This window comes from Arthrobacter sp. NPDC057009, from assembly GCF_042673905.1.
Taxonomy (GTDB): Bacteria; Actinomycetota; Actinomycetes; order Actinomycetales; family Micrococcaceae; genus Arthrobacter.
In genome coordinates this window covers 105620-119619 of record NZ_JBHUSB010000017.1, presented here as the reverse complement: position 1 = coordinate 119619, position 14000 = coordinate 105620, and the positions used below count along the sequence as shown (strand labels likewise).

Annotated in this window: 14 protein-coding genes; 7 read left to right on the top strand and 7 right to left on the bottom strand. The window is 65.1% G+C overall.

Annotated features, from left to right (window positions below; genetic code table 11):
• Positions 1-91: 91 nt before the first annotated feature.
• Positions 92-1030 carry a 5'-3' exonuclease gene (locus tag ACFTR6_RS17050; protein WP_172411734.1) on the bottom strand — a complete coding sequence of 313 codons (939 nt, stop codon included), beginning with the start codon at positions 1028-1030 and terminating at the stop codon, positions 92-94.
• Positions 1031-1097: 67 nt separating this feature from the next.
• Here ACFTR6_RS17050 and ACFTR6_RS17045 point away from each other — a divergent pair, with 67 nt between their 5' ends.
• Positions 1098-1685, top strand: a complete 588-nt coding sequence (locus ACFTR6_RS17045) for an HhH-GPD-type base excision DNA repair protein (protein ID WP_377958737.1) — start codon at positions 1098-1100, stop codon at positions 1683-1685.
• Between the two features lie 84 nt (positions 1686-1769).
• On the opposite strand, the gene ACFTR6_RS17040 is transcribed toward ACFTR6_RS17045, so the two are convergent.
• From ACFTR6_RS17040 to ACFTR6_RS17020, 5 genes are all read right to left on the bottom strand, one after another.
• Positions 1770-2234, bottom strand: a complete 465-nt coding sequence (locus ACFTR6_RS17040) for a phage tail protein (protein ID WP_076803302.1) — start codon at positions 2232-2234, stop codon at positions 1770-1772.
• A gap of 115 nt (positions 2235-2349) precedes the next feature.
• Positions 2350-3696 carry a hypothetical protein gene (locus ACFTR6_RS17035; RefSeq protein ID WP_377958736.1) on the bottom strand — a complete coding sequence of 449 codons (1347 nt, stop codon included), beginning with the start codon at positions 3694-3696 and terminating at the stop codon, positions 2350-2352.
• Between the two features lie 53 nt (positions 3697-3749).
• Positions 3750-4904, bottom strand: coding sequence for an amidohydrolase family protein (locus tag ACFTR6_RS17030; RefSeq protein WP_216359125.1), 1155 nt, complete (start codon positions 4902-4904; stop codon positions 3750-3752).
• A 72-nt stretch (positions 4905-4976) separates the two neighbouring features.
• Positions 4977-5552, bottom strand: coding sequence for a dihydrofolate reductase family protein (locus ACFTR6_RS17025; protein WP_076803305.1), 576 nt, complete (start codon positions 5550-5552; stop codon positions 4977-4979).
• Between the two features lie 18 nt (positions 5553-5570).
• Positions 5571-6155, bottom strand: a complete 585-nt coding sequence (locus ACFTR6_RS17020) for a TetR/AcrR family transcriptional regulator (RefSeq protein WP_377958735.1) — start codon at positions 6153-6155, stop codon at positions 5571-5573.
• 115 nt (positions 6156-6270) lie between these two features.
• Between ACFTR6_RS17020 and ACFTR6_RS17015 the strand changes: the two genes are divergently transcribed.
• Complete coding sequence (locus ACFTR6_RS17015) at positions 6271-6624, top strand: cupin domain-containing protein (RefSeq protein WP_087873367.1); 354 nt, start codon at positions 6271-6273, stop codon at positions 6622-6624.
• 33 nt (positions 6625-6657) lie between these two features.
• Positions 6658-7962, top strand: a complete 1305-nt coding sequence (locus tag ACFTR6_RS17010) for a flavin monoamine oxidase family protein (RefSeq protein ID WP_377958734.1) — start codon at positions 6658-6660, stop codon at positions 7960-7962.
• A gap of 19 nt (positions 7963-7981) precedes the next feature.
• Here ACFTR6_RS17010 and ACFTR6_RS17005 read toward each other — a convergent pair whose 3' ends face one another.
• Positions 7982-8575: a TetR/AcrR family transcriptional regulator gene (locus ACFTR6_RS17005; RefSeq protein WP_076803309.1), complete on the bottom strand. Its 594-nt coding sequence runs from the start codon at positions 8573-8575 to the stop codon at positions 7982-7984.
• A 214-nt stretch (positions 8576-8789) separates the two neighbouring features.
• Here ACFTR6_RS17005 and ACFTR6_RS17000 point away from each other — a divergent pair, with 214 nt between their 5' ends.
• The 4 genes from ACFTR6_RS17000 to bioB all read left to right on the top strand — a co-directional run bounded on the left by ACFTR6_RS17000 (position 8790) and on the right by bioB (position 13764).
• A complete protein-coding gene (locus ACFTR6_RS17000; protein ID WP_377958733.1) occupies positions 8790-10229 on the top strand; it encodes an APC family permease in 1440 nt (479 codons plus the stop codon).
• A gap of 65 nt (positions 10230-10294) precedes the next feature.
• The gene (locus tag ACFTR6_RS16995; protein ID WP_076803311.1) at positions 10295-11098 is read left to right on the top strand and encodes a MoaF C-terminal domain-containing protein; all 804 of its coding nucleotides are present in this window, start codon (positions 10295-10297) and stop codon (positions 11096-11098) included.
• A gap of 10 nt (positions 11099-11108) precedes the next feature.
• Positions 11109-12521 (top strand): aldehyde dehydrogenase family protein, encoded by a 1413-nt coding sequence (locus ACFTR6_RS16990; protein ID WP_377958732.1) that lies wholly within the window; start codon positions 11109-11111, stop codon positions 12519-12521.
• 193 nt (positions 12522-12714) lie between these two features.
• The gene (gene bioB, locus ACFTR6_RS16985; protein ID WP_377958731.1) at positions 12715-13764 is read left to right on the top strand and encodes a biotin synthase BioB; all 1050 of its coding nucleotides are present in this window, start codon (positions 12715-12717) and stop codon (positions 13762-13764) included.
• The last annotated feature ends 236 nt before the right edge of the window (positions 13765-14000 follow it).

Genomic DNA, 14000 nt, shown 5'->3' with positions numbered 1-14000 from the left:
ATCCTCGCGACCCTGCATGACACCAGCATTAATCACCGGCCCCGAAAACCCGGCAGGCACGCCAGACCGTGACGATATATTCAGCGCGCTCCTAGGGGCGGCGGTCCAGCGCCTCCAGGAGCCGCCGGACCGACCCGCCAAGGTTCCAATCAGCGGCGAGCTGCTCGAGTTCCGCACGTGCCTCGCCGGTTACCGGCTGCAGTTCGGCGCCAGCCTCCTCAAGCGAGGGCAGTTCCAGGTTGCGCACAACATTGACGACGTCGGGAGCCACCTTGAGGTAGCCGGCGGCGGCCGCAAGCTTGGACCGCACCGAGGCAGACACGCCGCCTGCCGGATCCGCCGCCGCCGCGAGCAGCCCCTCGAGGGTGCCGTGTTCCAGGAGCAGGGCGGCGGCGGTCTTCTCGCCGATGCCGGCGACGCCCGGCAGCCCGTCCGAGGCGTCACCGCGGAGGGTTGCGTAGTCGGCATACTGCTGGGGCAGCACCCGGTACTTCCCGACGACCGCGGCGTCAGTCATGATCTCGAGGTTCTTCATGCCACGGGCGGTGTAGATCACGCGGACCTGCCGGGCGTCGTCGACCAGCTGGAAGAGGTCCCGGTCCCCCGTCACCACGTCCACGGGAAGGTCCGCGTGGCTGGCGTAGGTGCCCACGACGTCGTCGGCCTCATGTTCGGGTGCGCCCACAACGGCAATCCCGGCGAGATCCAGGACGTGGCGGATCAGCGGGAGCTGCGCCTCCAGCCCGTCCGGCACCACCTCCACATCGGCCGCACCGGCCACTGCTTCCGCCACCCGGTGCGACTTGTACGTCGGAATGAGGTCCACCCGCCACTGCGGACGCCAGTCGTCGTCCCAGCACGCCACCAGATGCGTGGCGCCGTAGTCGGTGGTGAGCCGCGCGATCATGTCGAGCAGGCCGCGCACGGCATTGACCGGAGTGCCGTCGGCGCGGCGGATGGTGTCCGGCAGCCCGTAGAAGGCACGGAAGTACAGGGAGGCGGTGTCGAGCAGCATCAGGCGGTTGACCATGACTGATCCTGACACGGATTCACCGCACCGTGCCCGTAACACGGGGCGAAAGTGGGAGGATGGGCCCATGGAATTGCACATCACCGGCGACGACGCCGCCGACAAACTGCTCAGCGATGACGCCTTCGCCCTGCTCACCGGCATGCTGCTGGACCAGCAGGTGACCATGGAGTCCGCGTTTGCCGGCCCCGAGAAAATCCGTACGCGCATCGGCTCCATCAGTCCGGCCGCCGTCGCCGAATATGACCCGGCAGGCTTCGTTGAAGTCTTCAAGGAACGCCCGGCAGTGCACCGCTTCCCCGGCTCCATGGCCGCCCGCGTCCAGGCGCTCGCCGAGGCTGTGCAGAGCGACTGGGATGGCGAAACAACCGCCATCTGGACCCGGGATGAGCCGGATGGCAAGGAAGTGCTCCGCCGGCTGAAGGCCCTGCCGGGGTTCGGTGATCAGAAGGCCAGGATTTTCCTGGCGCTGCTCGGCAAGCAGTGCGGGCTCCAGGCGCCGGGCTGGCGCGAGGCCGCCGGCCATTACGGCGAGGAGGGTGCGTACCTCTCTGTTGCGGACATCGTGGACCCCGAGTCGCTGACCAAGGTGCGCGCCAGCAAGCAGGCTGCCAAGGCCGCCGCTAAGGCCGCCAAGGCGCCCGCCGCGGGTTAGTGATCGGAAGTACGACGGCGGGCGGTTGCCTTGGACTGCCGGGTGCTTGGCTGCCTGACACTCGCCTATTCAGTACTCGCCACCTCAGTACTCGCCCTTGATCACGAAGTAGGAGCCGCGGATCACCCCGGCCAGCTTCGACTTCTGGCGCGCGAACTTGAAGTTTGATGCCAGTTCCTCGGGGACTTCCATGCCCTCTGAGAGCTTGAATCCCACTGCCCGCTTGCTTCCCTCCTCAAGGCCGTACATCACGTTGATGGAAAGCCCGGATTCGTAGAACACGTAGGCCATCCGGAACCCGTCCACCTCGAAGGACGTCACCTCCAGCGGACGGGATGAGATGACGATGTTGCGCTCCTCGGCGAGGATGCGGTTCACCCACTCAAGGGTGTCCGGTGCGTCGCCTGCCGGCTGGACGGTGAAGACGTGGCCGTACTTGTTCATGTAGTAGCGCGCCTCGTTGGCGCGCAGTCCGGCCAGGGTTTCCGCCACCGGGGACGGCTCCAGACCCACGGTGGATACGTTCTGGAAGTCTACGGTGTATGGCATGCGCCCTCCTGGTGCCTGGTTCTTCACATGATGACTGATCGCACTCCAAACCCTACGTGCAGGGTGGCGGACGGGCTTCTCGATTCCTGATTGATCACCACAAATACAACCAGCGCTAATACCGCCAGCGCAGCGCGTCGATCACGGCGTCACGGTCAAGCTTGGCGAACCTCTCGGCTTCGCCGCGCCGCACTGCCACATAAGCCTCCAGAAGTTCATGCCCCAATGCTGTGCGGAGGAGACTGCTGCCCTCCAGATCATCCAAGGCCGTGAACATGTCCGGAACAAACGCCCGGATGTCCAGGCGCTCCCGCTCGGCCTCGTTCAAGGTTCCGGGGTCCACGGTGACCTCGGCCGGCAGTTTGAGCTGTCGTTTGAACCCGTCCAATGCCGCCGCCAGAATCGCTGCCACTGCAAGGTACTGGTTGGCGGAACCGTCACAGCATTTCACTTCAACGTTCGATTGCTGGTCCTCGTAGCCCTTCAGTCCCGGCACGAAACGGATGGCAGCCTCCCGGTTGCCCGTACCCCAGCAGATGAAACTGCCCGCCCATTGTTGCGGCTGAAGCCGGGCCAAGCTCAGCGCGCTTCCGCCCAGCAATGCCACGCTTTCGGCCAGCTTCCCGAGGACGCCCGCGATCATGCTCCCGCCTGCAGGACCCATCCGCGTGGCGGCCGCCGCATCGCTGAAGAGGTTGCCGTCCGTGTTCCGGGCGGAGAAATGTATGTGGCATCCGTTGGTGGCCGTTCGGGAATCCGCCATGGGCGAGTAGGAAACCTGCAGTCCGTGCCGGCGGGAAACCCGGGAGACGATGAATCGGGCCAGAAGGTAGTCATCCACGGCCTGGACCGGGTTTCGCGCGGCCAGGGCGATTTCGATCTGGCCCTGGCCATACTCGGGGTGAATCTGTTCAACCGGAACGCCGGCGTCCACCAGCGCCGTGAGCACCTCCAGGTTCCATGCTTCCAGCTGAAGGAATGCGGCCGCTCCATAGCCGGGGCCGCCGTGCGCCAGAACCGGTGCTTCCGGGCTGCCGCTGAATACCGTGAATTCCAGCTCGAAGCCGACCGAAGCCTCCAGTCCGGCTGCTGCCCATTCTGCAGCAACACGCTTGAGTGCTGTGCGCGGGCAGGTCGGATAAGGGACACCGTGCAGGTCCACCAGGTCGGCGGGCGCCCAGGCAAGGCCGCTTGCCTTGTCGACGACGGCAACGGCTGAGCGGTCCGGCATGCCGCGCAGGTCGCCGACGATCGGATCGATCTGCGATGACCGGGTGACGTGGTCGTCAGCAGCCAGCAGGACTCCGACACTGACCGAGACGCCGCAGCCATTGGTGAAGGCGCCCTCTACTTTGGGGCCCGGGAGAACTTTGACCCGTGAAACGCCCGCATTGTCCAGACAGGAAATGACAAGTGCTCTTACATGCTGCAGATCCATGTCCGCCTTTGGATTTGAAGTCACAGCATTTCCTTTCGTTTGTTCACGCCCGGCATTGGTCACGCACTCGGCACTGTTTATGCGATCGGCATTGGGCCTTCGGGGTTCAGCTTGTAGACACGCCTGGCATTTTCGGAGGCAAGCATGCTGGCGATGTTGTCGGCGTCGTTCGCTGTTGCCCACCCGGTTGCAACCCATTCGTCCATCACGGACGCCACGGCGGTTCGCCAGTTGGCGGCACTCACGGCGTAGTGCTCGCCAAGGCCGTACGCATCTGATGAGTAGAGGATCTTGCTGAAGGGTGCGATTTCCATCGCCTGGCGGATGGCCCTGCCGGCACTGGGACCGAGGTAATGCGAGACCAGGCCCACATCGAGGTAGACGTGCGGGAAGACCTGGGCCAAGATCCCGGCTTCCCTGATGAAGGGATAGCAGTGCAGGAGCATGAAGTCGACGCCCAACGTCCTGGTGGTGTGGAAGAGCGGAGTGAGCCGGGACGGATCAGCCCGGAAGAGCTCAACATCCCCGTCGCCGTACCCCGTGTGGAGCTGGATGGGAAGGCCCGTCCCGATCCCGGCCCAGAGCCCGAACCGCAACAGGACGGGGTCAGTGACCCTGAAGGTTCCGGTCTTCTCCGCGGTGAAGAACCACTCGTCAGCGGCTTGAAGCACCTCACGGCCGGATGGCGGTTCCGCGGGGATGTCGAAGCCATGACGGTAGGCAAGAATGGATTTCAGCCCCGCGGCTTCCCTGGCTCGGGCAGCCAGCGCCTCCGGGAACTTCGCAACGAAGCCCGCTGCCGTGGATTCGGCCGCCAGGAGTTCGGCTACGCGCTCGATCCGGACGATCTCGTGAACCCCGGCACCGGCACAGGCAGCCATGGCGGCGGGGTCCAGCAGCCGGGCATCCGGTATGCCTGTCTCGAGGAGATAGTCCGATGTCCCCGTACTGCCGAGCAGCAGCCGGTTTGCTTCCGCGGCCCCGATGTTCCTGCGTTGGGCGAGATATTCGTCCATCGGTGCCAGCGGCTCGAGCCCGAGGACCGGTGCGCAGCAACGGCGCACCGCCAGCCCGAAGGGTGATTCGAGGCTGTCCGTGCCCTCCGGCGCCGGCCAGTCGGATTCTGTGGCCAGGCTCCTGAACTCGTCGTCGTTCAGTTCGGCGTCAACCACACCGTGGCTGTGGTGATCGATCAGGGGCAGGTCAACCCTGCGGCTGCTCGTGTCGGTCATGATCCTGCCAGCTGTTCGTGTCGGGCCACCCTTAGATCGAGTATGGGACCGATGCCACGGGGAGGAAAGCCGTCAGGCCGGCCGGTATGTCACCATCAGCACCCCGGTCGCGGTGGGGATGGACTCAACCAGCCGCAGCCGGTGCAGTTCATCCTCAGGCCCGAACAACCGGCGGCCCGAGCCGAGCAGCACCGGGTGGATCATCAGGAACAGTTCGTCGACGAGGCCGTGCGGGAGCAAAGAGCGGACCAGCTGGCCGCTGCCCATGACCACGAGGTTGCCCCCGGGCTGTTCGCGCAGCGCAGCGACCCGGGCCGGGACGTCCCCGCTCAGGAGCGTGGAGTTTGGCCATGGCAGGTCGGTCTCGGGGTTGGAGGACGCGACGTACTTCCGTGTCCCGTTGAGGCCGTCCTTGAAAGGGCCGCCGGCGTGGTTCCAGTACGTGAGCATGTCGTCGTAGCTGCGGCGGCCGAACAGCCAGGAGAAGTCCTTGCCCATCCGCTCGCCCATGGCCGGCATCATTGCCGGGTCGTTGGCTTCCAGGGCCCAGCCGCCATGCCGGAAGCCATCACGGGTGTCTTCATCGGGGCGGCCCGGCCCCTGCAGGACGCCGTCGAGGCTGACGTGATTCACGACCAGAACGCGCATGCGGTACTCCATCCGACATCAGCCGGCGTTGACCGCCGGGTTGTTGACGCGTCCCCCCAAAGCGGCCCAAAGGTAGCGGATGGCTGCCTCCACGCCTTTGGCGTTGGCCCCGGCCAGGAGCTGCAGGACCAGGCCGTCCAACGCGGCGAAGGCAGCCCGGGCAGCACCCTCCTGCCCGCCGAAGCCGATCCGCTCCAGGCCGTCGGAGAGCGCCTGGATGTAGCTGTCGTAGAGTTGCTGTACCGGTCCTGCCAGTTCGGGGCGCCGCCGCGATTCCAGGATCATTTCGTACTGGAAGATCTGGATGTCGGGATTGTCCTCGATCAGCGACAGGATGCTCCGGCAGAACTCGTCCTCGGTTGCAGGCAGCGCTTCCAGCCGTGACAGCCCGATCGACTGCTGCACGGACCATTCGAGTGCGGCCTCAATGAGGGCATCCCTCTTGCCGAAGTGGTGCACCACCAGCGTGTTGTTGACGCCGGCCTGTTCAGCAACTGCACGGAACGTCAGGCCACGCAGCCCCTTGCGCGCCACCACATGCACGGTCGCAGCCAGCAAGGCTTCCCGCCCTGTGCCGTATCCGCTGTGTCTCTGCCCGCTCATGCCACCGATTGTAGCCGCCGGGGACGCGGTATTGACTTCAAACCTCAGCAGATGCTTAGCTGTGAGGCATCACACAACTAAGCATATGCATAGTTGCCCCAGCCGAGGAGGATCCATGCCCACGTCCACGAACGCCGTCGAATTCACCGTCCACGACGCCCATGACCCGCAGAAATACGAGCCGTTCGCCCTGGGCCAGGTCCAGTGGGTGCGGCGGCCCGGAGAGGGAGGCCGTCCCGCACTGTCCGCCGGCTTCTGGCACGTCACCACGGAAGAAGCCCCGGAACCGTTCGACCTGCTCATCGAGGCCGACGAAACCATCCACATCATCGAAGGGCACCTGCACATCGAGGTAGAGGGCGGTGACAGCTTCGACCTCAAACCAGGTTCGGCCGCTTCCTTCAACAGGGGTGCGCAGACACGCTGGACCGTCGTCGAAGACACCACCGAGTTCTTCGTCTATTCCTGACACGCCGAAAACCTGAACGCAGAAGGATGCATCGTGAGTGACACCACCCCCAACGCCGGGCAGGCCGACGTCGTCATTATTGGCGCCGGATTCGCCGGCCTGACCGCGGCCCGGGAATTGCGGCAGGCTGGTTTGTCCGTAATCGTTCTTGAGGCCCGGGACCGGATCGGCGGCCGGACCTGGCTTGATGACAGGCTTGGCCGTCCGCTGGAAATGGGCGGCACGTGGGTCCACTGGACCCAGCCCTACGTCTGGGCGGAAATGAAGCGCTACGGGATCGGCACCGTTCAAAGTCCGGTCCCGGAAATGGCCTACTGGTGGGCGGACGGCGCCCGGCACACGGGCACACCCGACCAGCTGCTGAACGAAATCGACGGGCCAAACCGCCAGCTCGTGGAACAATCCCGTAAATACTTCCCCGAACCGTTCGCGCCGCTGGCCAGCCCCCGGATCAAGGAGATCGACAGCGTCTCCCTGCCCAAGAAAATCGCAGGCCTGCAGATCACGGATTACTCCAGGGACATCCTGGAATCCTTCTGGTCCCTGAACTTCAATGGCCCCATCGACGACGCCGCCTTCACCCAGGCCCTGCGCTGGGTGGCACTCACCAACGGCGACTGGATGGTCAACTTCGAAGCCTGCGCCACTTTCAAGATCGAAGGAGGCACCAGGAATCTGATCAACGCCATCGCGGCCGGAACAGGCGTTCGCCTCGGGAAGACTGTCTCGACCGTCAAGTCCACCGAGGGGACCGCTGCCGTCATCTCCAGCGACGGCGAGGAATTCCACGCCGACCATGTCATCTGCACGCTTCCCCTCGGAGCCATGGGCGCCATCGCATTCGACCCTCCCCTGCCCGCCGCCGCACAGAGGGGTATCGGTGAGGGACAGGTCTCCAAGGGCATCAAGGTCTGGATCACCGTCAAGGGGGAGGTCAAACCGTTCGTTGCCCTCGGCGCCGCGGAGTGGCCGCTGAACTTCGCCCAGGCTGAGTACGGCCAGGACGGCAGCACCATCCTCGTCGCCTTCGGACCCGACACCTCCCGCCTTGACGCCACCGATCTTCGGCAGGTCCAGGCCGCCCTCGACCTGCTCGCGCCGGACCTCGAAGTCCTGGACACCGCGAGCCACGACTGGACCAGTGACCCGCTCTCAGGCGAGACGTGGCCGATGCACCGGCCGGGTTTCCTGACGGAGTCGCTGGGAAGCTTCCAGCAGCCGCGCGGCAGCCTCCTGTTCGCAGGTTCGGACTACGCCAACGGCTGGGGCGGCTTCATCGACGGCGCCATTGAAAGCGGGCTGGAAGCAGCCCGGAGCATCGTGAACGCGCGCAGTTAGCCGCCGCCTTAAGCAGCCACTAAGGGCCGGCGGCGTTCGCGCCGCTGGCCGTGGCCGAGCGTTCAAGGAGCCTTCCGACCTGAATGACGGCGGCCCGGATCTTTGCAGGATTCCCGAAGGTGAGGAATTGCAGCATCAGTCCGTCGAGCGCGGCAAAAATAGCTCGGGAAAGTTCCTCATCCATATCGAGCGAACGGGCGCGGAGGGCCGCTTCAACAGTGGAGATGTAGTTGTCGTAAAGACGGTCCAGAAGTGCCCTGAGCTCCGGCTTCCGCCGCGCCTCAAGAAGCATCTCGAACTGGAATAGCTGCAGCTCCGGCTCGGCGGACACCGTGTCCAGGAGGGCGTCAGCGAACCGCTCATCGAAATCGGCCACTCGCGCAAGCCCGGTCTCATCAATGGACCGCTGCACGGCCCACTCAAGTGTGGCTGCCAGCAAACCTTCGATCGAACCGAAGTGGTGCGTGATCAGCGTGTGGTTCACCCCCGCCCGCCCGGCAACAGAACGGTAGGTAACGCCCCGCAGGCCCTTCTCCGCAACAACGTCGACGACGGCGGCCAGCAGGGCGTCGCGGCCATCACCGTAAGGCAACCGTTGGGACTCCAGGCTCATAACCCGATTCTAGCCCCGGCAGAAGGCCGTTCCGGGAGCCTTGACGCTCCAAACTAAACACTTGTATAGTTTTCTTCGTGATACGGCTCACGTGCCGCTCATCACCATCACTTCCACCGGGAGACGCGCACGAGGGGGTGCGCGCCAACCGGAACACATACGTATTCACGAGGCATGACTTTCTGTGTCCCTGCCCTGGCGAAAGAGCCACATCATGAATCAACAAACCGGACAGATCCCCGCCAACGAGGAAACCACTGTCAGCACTGCCCGCCTCCGGCCGAACAAGCTGGGTGTCATGGCGGTGGCCTTCTTTGCCATCGCTGCTGCCGCCCCGATGGCGGCCGTCGTCGGGGCCAGCCCGGTCCTTTTCGCGGCCAGCGGACCGGGAACCCCTGTCATCTACGTCATCGCGGCACTGCTCGTTGCCCTGTTTTCCGTGGGGTATCTCAGGATGAGCCACAGCATCACCAACGCCGGCGGATTCGTCGCCTACATTGCCAGGGGGCTTGGCACGAAGTGGGCCACCGGTGGCGCGGGAATCGCCATCCTGACCTACGTCAGCCTGCAGGTGGGGCTCTGGTCGCAGTTCGGCGTGTTCGCCCAGCAACTCGTTGAGAATTTGACGGGGCTGGGCCTGCAAGCATTCTTCTGGATCGTCGTCGTGCTGTCGCTGGCCACTGCCCTGACCATGAAGGGGGTGGATGCCAGCCTGAAAGTGCTGGGCGTACTGATCATGGGCGAAACCCTTGTGGTGGCCGCACTTGTCGTCTCCCTTGTCGCCCAGAACGGCTTCGGAATCTTCACTTTCGACGGGTTCACGAGCGAAAGCATCGTGGGGCCAGGGCTCGGCATCTCGCTGCTGTTTGCCTTTGCCTGCTTCACAAGCTTCGAAGCCACAGTGGTTTTCGCCGAGGAGGCCGTGAACCCGCGAAAGACGATTCCGCGCGCGGCCTATCTGGTCATCGCCTTCGTCGGCTTCTTCTACCTGGTCTCAACGTGGGCCATCAGCGGAGCGATCGGCATCGACCGGGTCCAGAACGAAGCCACGGCTGACCCGGCGGGCATGATCTTCGACCTCGCCCAAACCAGTGCCGGTTCCTGGCTCAGCCTCGCGATGCAGATCCTCGTCGTCACCAGCTTCATCGCCATGATGCTGGGGCTGGCCAACATGTTTGCCCGGTACCTCTTCGCCCTCGGACGCGCCGGAACGCTGCCGGCAAAACTGGCATCAGTCTCCAGGACCGGGGCACCGACCTTCGCAGGGTTCATCAACGGCATCGTGGTCCTGGCCATCATCAGCGCTTTCCTGATCACGGGGGCCGACCCCATCACCACCGTCTTCGCTTGGTTCGTCGCCCTCGGGACCGCCGGTTTCATCAGCATCCTCCTGCTGACATCTGCCGCGATCATCGTCTTCTTCGCCAAGCAGAAGATGCGCGACAACCTGTGGGTGACCGTCATTGCGCCCGTTCTGTCCTTCGTTTCATTCATCGTCATCGGGTACCTGACCCTGGACAACTACGATGCCCTCCTCGGCGGCGCCGGCGGTGTTGCCCGCTGGCTCCTCCTGGGCATCCCACTCGTCCTCATTGCAGGAATAGCCCGCGGCGCCCGGAAACCGTCAATCGACTATGCCTCCGAGATCGTCTGACGCCAGTAATCCCGCCGCATTAACCAGCCAATTCAGCCAGAATCGCCATCAGCCAAAGGAATACCATGACCACAACCGACATTCAGGATTTTGTACCCGAAAACGAGTGGCCCTCCGTGTCCACCATGCTCGACGGATTCGGAGACCAAACCCTGCCCGCATCCGCGGCCCTGACCGGAAAGGTACTGCGCCTGCCCGCTGACGGAGCCCAGACAACCGTATACAGCTTCCATGATGCACATTCCCTGACGTGGACCGCTGCAGGCCGCGAGGGGGAAGAGGCCGGCGCAGCCAGGTACAAGGCCATTGAGGCACGTCCCGGGATCTTCATCATCGACTTCGTCGCGGGTGAAGGGCACCGGGCCGAAAATGTCACCATCGTCCTCGACAGCAACACCGGCGCCGTCACAACAGCCGTCAGTTCCTTCATCGGGGAAGGGGGCAAGATCCGCAGCACCACCAGATTCAGCCACGGAAACGCGGAGGGCTCAACGGCACTTCACGCGCGTTCCACGGGGCTGGTGGGCAAGCGTATCTACTACCGCTACAGCGACGTTGAAACGTACGAACACATTTACCTGAACGCGGGCACCTTCACGTGGCACTGCCTGCGCGGGGGTGAGGCCGGCCTCGCCGACACGGACCGCTGCATGACGTTCGACGTCGGCGACGACCTCTACCTGTTCTTCTGGACCGAAAAGGTCATGACAGTTGAGGCGGTCCTGCTCATCGACCTAAGGGAGCAACGCTCAATTGGACGGATGTTCGGCTGGGACGAACCAGCGGCCGAGCCCGTTGTGCTGCCCTTCAATTCCCGGCTCACGGTCCTTAACAGCACCGAGTACCCGCGCGACAACCACAAGCACTAAGGAGTACCTCTTGGAAACCTACGATGCCCTCCTCGCGTCCGTCGCCGCCGGTCCCGGCCAGGAGAGCCGGACCATCCTCGACCCCGCTACCGGCGGCGTGGTCGGCGAGGCGCCGGTCCACACCATCGAAGACCTCGAAACCGCGGTAGCGGCAGCGGCCGCCGCCCAGCCCGCCTGGGCCGCCCTGGGCCACGACGCCCGGTCCGCCGCGCTGCTCAAGGCAGCCGACGCCGTCGAACGCTCCGCCGAAGAACTCGCCCAACTCCTCTCCCACGAGCAGGGCAAACCCCTCAACGGCCCCAACGCCCGCTTCGAAGTCGGCGCCTGCGCCGCCTGGCTCCGCGCCACCGCCGCCACCGAACTCACCCCCGAAGTCGTCGTCGACGACGGCGAAACCTACGCCGAACTCCACTACAAGCCCATCGGCGTCGTCGGCGCGATCGGCCCGTGGAACTGGCCCATGATGATCACCATCTGGCAGATCGCCCCCGCCCTGCGGATGGGCAACACCGCCGTCGTCAAACCCTCCAAAATGACCCCGCTCTCCGTCCTGGCCCTGATCAAGGTCCTCAACGAAGAACTCCCCGACGGCGTCCTGCACGTCATCTCCGGAGACCGCGAAGTCGGCGCCCGCCTCGCCGAACACCCCGCCGTCGGCAAAATAATGTTCACCGGCTCCACCGCCGGCGGCAAAGCGATCATCCGCTCCTCCGCCGATACCGTCAAGCGCCTCACCCTGGAACTGGGCGGCAACGACGCCGGCATCGTCCTGCCCGACGCCGACCCCAAAACCATCGCCACCGACCTCTTCTGGGGCGCCTTCCTCAACACCGGCCAGACCTGCGCCGCACTCAAGCGCCTCTACGTCCACGACACCATCTACGACGCCGTCTGCGAAGAACTCACCCACGTCGCCAAGGCCATGCCCATGGGTGTGGGCCTGGACGAGAACAACGTCCTCGGCCCCCTGCAGAACAAGGCCCAATACGACATCGTCGCCAACCTCGTCCAAGCCGCCAAGGACTCCGGCGCCCGGATCCTGACCGGCGGCAACCCCGACCCGGACCAGCCCGGCTACTTCTACCCCACCACCCTCGTGGCCGACATCGACAACACCAACCCCCTGGTCACCGAAGAACAGTTCGGCCCCGCCCTGCCCATCATCCGCTACACCACCATCGACGAAGCGGTGCAGATGGCCAACGCCCTCGACGTCGGACTCGGCGCCTCCGTCTGGTCCCCCAACCTCCCCGCCGCCCGCGAAGTCGCCGCCCGCATCCAGGCCGGCACCGTCTGGATCAACAAACACGGCGCCGTCGACCCCCGCGTCCCCTTCGGCGGAGCCAAACAATCCGGCTACGGCCTCGAATTCGGCGTCGAAGGCCTCAAACACCTCGGCGTCCCCCAGGTCATCAACGGCTGACCCCACAGCGCAACACAGGAGCCGCCCTCGCCACCCGCGACGGCGGCTCCCCCCGTTCGGTGCCCCCTATGTAGGGACCCGGCCAATGTCCCGCCGGCCCCCTTGTTGGGACCCCACAAAATCTTGCCCCCGGTAGGGAATTAGCGTCGGTTCGGAGGAATATCCGCAGCCATCACACGCAAAGGACCCATCAATGACGATTCAGGCAAACGCGGGCGAGACCACAAGCCACGCGACCATCCCGGGCACCTTCCCCATCCTGGAAACCGCCCGGCAGCAGGTCCTCGAGGAGGGCATCGGGCTCACCCAATCACAGCTCGAGGAGGTGCTGCGCCTTCCGGATGATGCCCTTCCCGCGGCCCTGCAACTGGCCCACGAGGTACGGCTCAGGCACTGCGGGGAGGACGTCGAGGTGGAGGGCATCATCTCCATCAAGACCGGCGGCTGCCCGGAGGACTGCCACTTCTGCAGCCAGTCCGGACTGTTCGACTCCCCCGTCCGCGGCGTCTGGCTGGACATCCCCGAACTGGTCAAGGCCGCGAAGGAAACCGCCGCCACCGGCGCCACCGAGTTCTGCATCGTCGCCGCCGTCCGCGGCCCCGACATCAAGCTCATGAACCAGATCAAGTTCGCGATCGACCGCATCAACGAAGAGGTCGAGATCAACATTGCCTGCTCGCTGGGGATGCTGACCCAGCGCCAGGTGGACCAGCTGGCCGAATGGGGCGTGCACCGCTACAACCACAACCTGGAGACGGCCCGCAGCTACTTCCCGGAAGTCGTCACGACCCACACCTATGAAGAGCGGCTGGACACCTGCAACATGGTCAAGGCAGCCGGCATGGAACTGTGCTGCGGCGCGCTGATCGGCATGGGCGAAAGCCTTGAACAGCGCGCCGAACTCGCCGCCCAGCTCGCAGCCCTGGAACCGCACGAGGTTCCGCTGAACTTCCTCAACCCCCGGCCCGGCACCCCGCTGGAAAACCAGGGCATCATGGACGGCAAGGATGCCTTGCGCGCCATCGCCGCGTTCCGCCTGGCCATGCCCCGAACTGTCCTGCGCTACGCTGGCGGCCGCGAACTCACCCTTGGCGACCTCGGCACCCGCGACGGCCTCCTCGGCGGCATCAACGCCGTCATCGTCGGCAACTACCTCACCACCCTGGGGCGCCCGGCGACAGCCGACCTGAACCTGCTGGTCGAGCTGAACATGCCCATCAAGGAACTCCAGAAGACGCTGTGATCCCCAACCGCCCCCTAACCTCGCAAGGCCCCACCGGCTCCCAGCCTTCGCAAGCTCAGGCCGGGGCCCTCGCCGGCGTGGGCCCACGGCCAGGGAACCCTGCGGTCGTGGCCCCAGGTTTCGCCGGCCCGGTTTTTTGCGGGCACTGCGGTGAGCCGTGCGCCGGCGGCGGGGCGCCGGCGGGCGCCCCCCACAAATTGGGCGGACGGGGCGCCCAGGAACCACCCCCCCACAGC

Excerpts from the sequence above, each read along its gene's own strand:
- ACFTR6_RS17050 (WP_172411734.1), bottom strand. The coding sequence starts at position 1,030 with ATGGTCAACCGCCTGATGCTGCTCGACACCGCCTCCCTGTACTTCCGT.
- ACFTR6_RS17045 (WP_377958737.1), top strand. The coding sequence starts at position 1,098 with ATGGAATTGCACATCACCGGCGACGACGCCGCCGACAAACTGCTCAGC.
- ACFTR6_RS17040 (WP_076803302.1), bottom strand. The coding sequence starts at position 2,234 with ATGCCATACACCGTAGACTTCCAGAACGTATCCACCGTGGGTCTGGAG.
- ACFTR6_RS17030 (WP_216359125.1), bottom strand. The coding sequence starts at position 4,904 with ATGACCGACACGAGCAGCCGCAGGGTTGACCTGCCCCTGATCGATCAC.
- ACFTR6_RS17025 (WP_076803305.1), bottom strand. The coding sequence starts at position 5,552 with ATGCGCGTTCTGGTCGTGAATCACGTCAGCCTCGACGGCGTCCTGCAG.
- ACFTR6_RS17020 (WP_377958735.1), bottom strand. The coding sequence starts at position 6,155 with ATGAGCGGGCAGAGACACAGCGGATACGGCACAGGGCGGGAAGCCTTG.
- ACFTR6_RS17015 (WP_087873367.1), top strand. The coding sequence starts at position 6,271 with ATGCCCACGTCCACGAACGCCGTCGAATTCACCGTCCACGACGCCCAT.
- ACFTR6_RS17005 (WP_076803309.1), bottom strand. The coding sequence starts at position 8,575 with ATGAGCCTGGAGTCCCAACGGTTGCCTTACGGTGATGGCCGCGACGCC.
- ACFTR6_RS17000 (WP_377958733.1), top strand. The coding sequence starts at position 8,790 with ATGAATCAACAAACCGGACAGATCCCCGCCAACGAGGAAACCACTGTC.
- ACFTR6_RS16995 (WP_076803311.1), top strand. The coding sequence starts at position 10,295 with ATGACCACAACCGACATTCAGGATTTTGTACCCGAAAACGAGTGGCCC.
- bioB (WP_377958731.1), top strand. The coding sequence starts at position 12,715 with ATGACGATTCAGGCAAACGCGGGCGAGACCACAAGCCACGCGACCATC.